Below are 2,022 nucleotides of genomic sequence, written 5' to 3'. Positions count from 1 at the left end.
GTTGTTGGCGGCGCAGTAGTCGACCTGGCCGAAGGTGCCGGTGGCGGCGGTGAGGGAGGAGAACAGCACCAGGAAATCGGCCTCGTCGCCCAGCAGCCGGTAGAGCGCCAGCGTGCCGTCGACCTTGGGGGCGAGGACCTGGGCGGCGGCCTCGTCGGTCCGGACCGCGATCATGGCGCCGCCGGCCACCCCCGCCGAGTGGTAGACGCCGCGGATCGGTCCGAAGCGCCGGTGGACCTCGGCGATCGCGGCGCCGAGTGCCGCCTCGTCCGCGACGTCCACCGCCAGGGTGACCACCGTCGCCCCGGCGGCCTCGACGGCTGCGAGCCGGGCGAGTTTGCCGGCGCGGGCGTCGCCGGCGGCGATGAGCTGCGGCCATGCGTCACGGTCCGGTACGGGGGTGCGGCTGAGCAGCACGATGGTGCAGGGCTCCGCGGCGGCCAGGTCCTCGGCGACGACCAGGCCGAGGGCGCCGAGTCCGCCGGTGACGAGGTAGGTGCCGCCGGGGACGGGGCCCGAAGGGGCTGGCGCTGCGGGCGGCGCGTCCATGGGCACCATGCGGTAGTCCAGCCGCCAGCGCTTGCGGCCGCGCCAGCCGACCTGGACATGGGTCTCGGCCGCAGTGATCTCGGCGAGCAGCCGTTGCGCGGTGGCGGCGGGCGGCAGCGCGTCGGGCAGTGCGAGGTCCACGCTGCGGCAGCGGACGCCGGCGATCTCCCGGCCGATGAGCATGACCGGGCCGAGCAGCAGGGCTTTCGCGGGTTCGAGCGCCTCGCTGCCGGAGATCTCCTGCATGTTGCTGGAGAGTACGTGCACGCGCACCGGCGACTGACCGGGGCGACGAGCGAGTTGCTGACCGAGGTGGAGCAGGCTGTAGAAGCCCTGCTCGGCGGCGGAGCCGATGCTCTTGGCCGCGATGGGGTCGGCCGCCGGGTCGGTCAGGCACCAGGCGTGCACGATGTCGTCCGGCGGCGCCTCGGCCAGATCTTCGAACAGCAGCCGCAGGTCTTCGGCTTCGCCCGGACGTATGCGGTAGCCGTCCGGACCGACGGATTCGAAGGCCTCACCTGCTGTCACGCAGGTCACCGTCGCGCCGCCGTCGCTCAGCTCCCGGATCAGCGCCTCGACCACCGGGTGCCCGGAGTCGAACACGAGGACGCGCCGGCCGGTCACGGGGGCGGGGGGATCGGTGAGCGGGGCCTCGCACCACATCTGGGCGAATGAGCAGCGTTCGGTCGGCAGCGGCCAGTCGGCCTCCTCGTCGGCCTCGCCCTGCGCCGCGGTGACCGGGGCGGGTTCGGCCCAGTAGCGAAGGCGCTCGAAAGGGTAGGCGGGCAGCGGTACCCGCTGCTGCTCGCCGGTCCAGGCGGCCCAGTCGACGTCGGCACCGGCACTCCACAGCGTGCCCAGGGCCTCGGCGAGGATGCGGTCGTCGGGGATCGTGCGCAGCCGCTGGCGCATGGTCGGCACGACCGGCGCGCCGTCAGGGCCGGTGAGCTGGCGGACCAGCCGGCTGAGCGTGTCGCCGGGGCCTGCTTCGAGCAGGACGAGGTCGGCGTCGTCGGTGAGGGTGGCCGCTCCGTCGGCGAACAGCACGGTGGAGCGCAGATGCCGGGCCCAGTAGGCGGGGTCGGTCGCCTCCTCGTCGGTGATCCAGGTGCCTGTGACGTTGGAGACGAACGGGATCGCGGGGGCGTGGAGTCCGACGGCGGCGACAGCCGTGGTGAACTCGGCCAGGCACGGCTCCATCATGCGGGTGTGGAAGGCGTGCGAGGTGGCCACGGAGACGCAGCTGAGCTGCTGGGATTCGAAGTGGGCACGGGCCTGTTCGACCGCCTCGTACGGTCCGGCGACGACGGTGGAGCGGTGGCCGTTGACAGCCGCGATCTCGACGTCCTCGGGGAGCATCGAGGTGACGAGGAAGGCGGGGCCGTCGACCGCGAGCATCGCACCCGGCGCCATCTGCTGCATCAGCCGGCCGCGGGTGGCCACCACGGCCAGCGCGTCCTCGAGGGTGAACAC

1 protein-coding gene is annotated in these 2,022 nt (G+C 73.3%); it reads right to left on the bottom strand.

Translation table 11 applies throughout. The annotated features are described in order from the left end of the window. Nucleotides 1-2,022: SDR family NAD(P)-dependent oxidoreductase (locus ACMZ42_RS26915; protein ID WP_415733404.1), on the bottom strand; the 2,022-nt coding region annotated here is incomplete at both ends.

Origin of the sequence: Lysinibacillus sp. NPDC056185, assembly GCF_047737915.1 — a bacterium.
Classification (GTDB): Bacteria; Bacillota; Bacilli; order Bacillales_A; family Planococcaceae; genus Lysinibacillus.
This window is presented reverse-complemented; position numbering and strand designations above follow the sequence as displayed.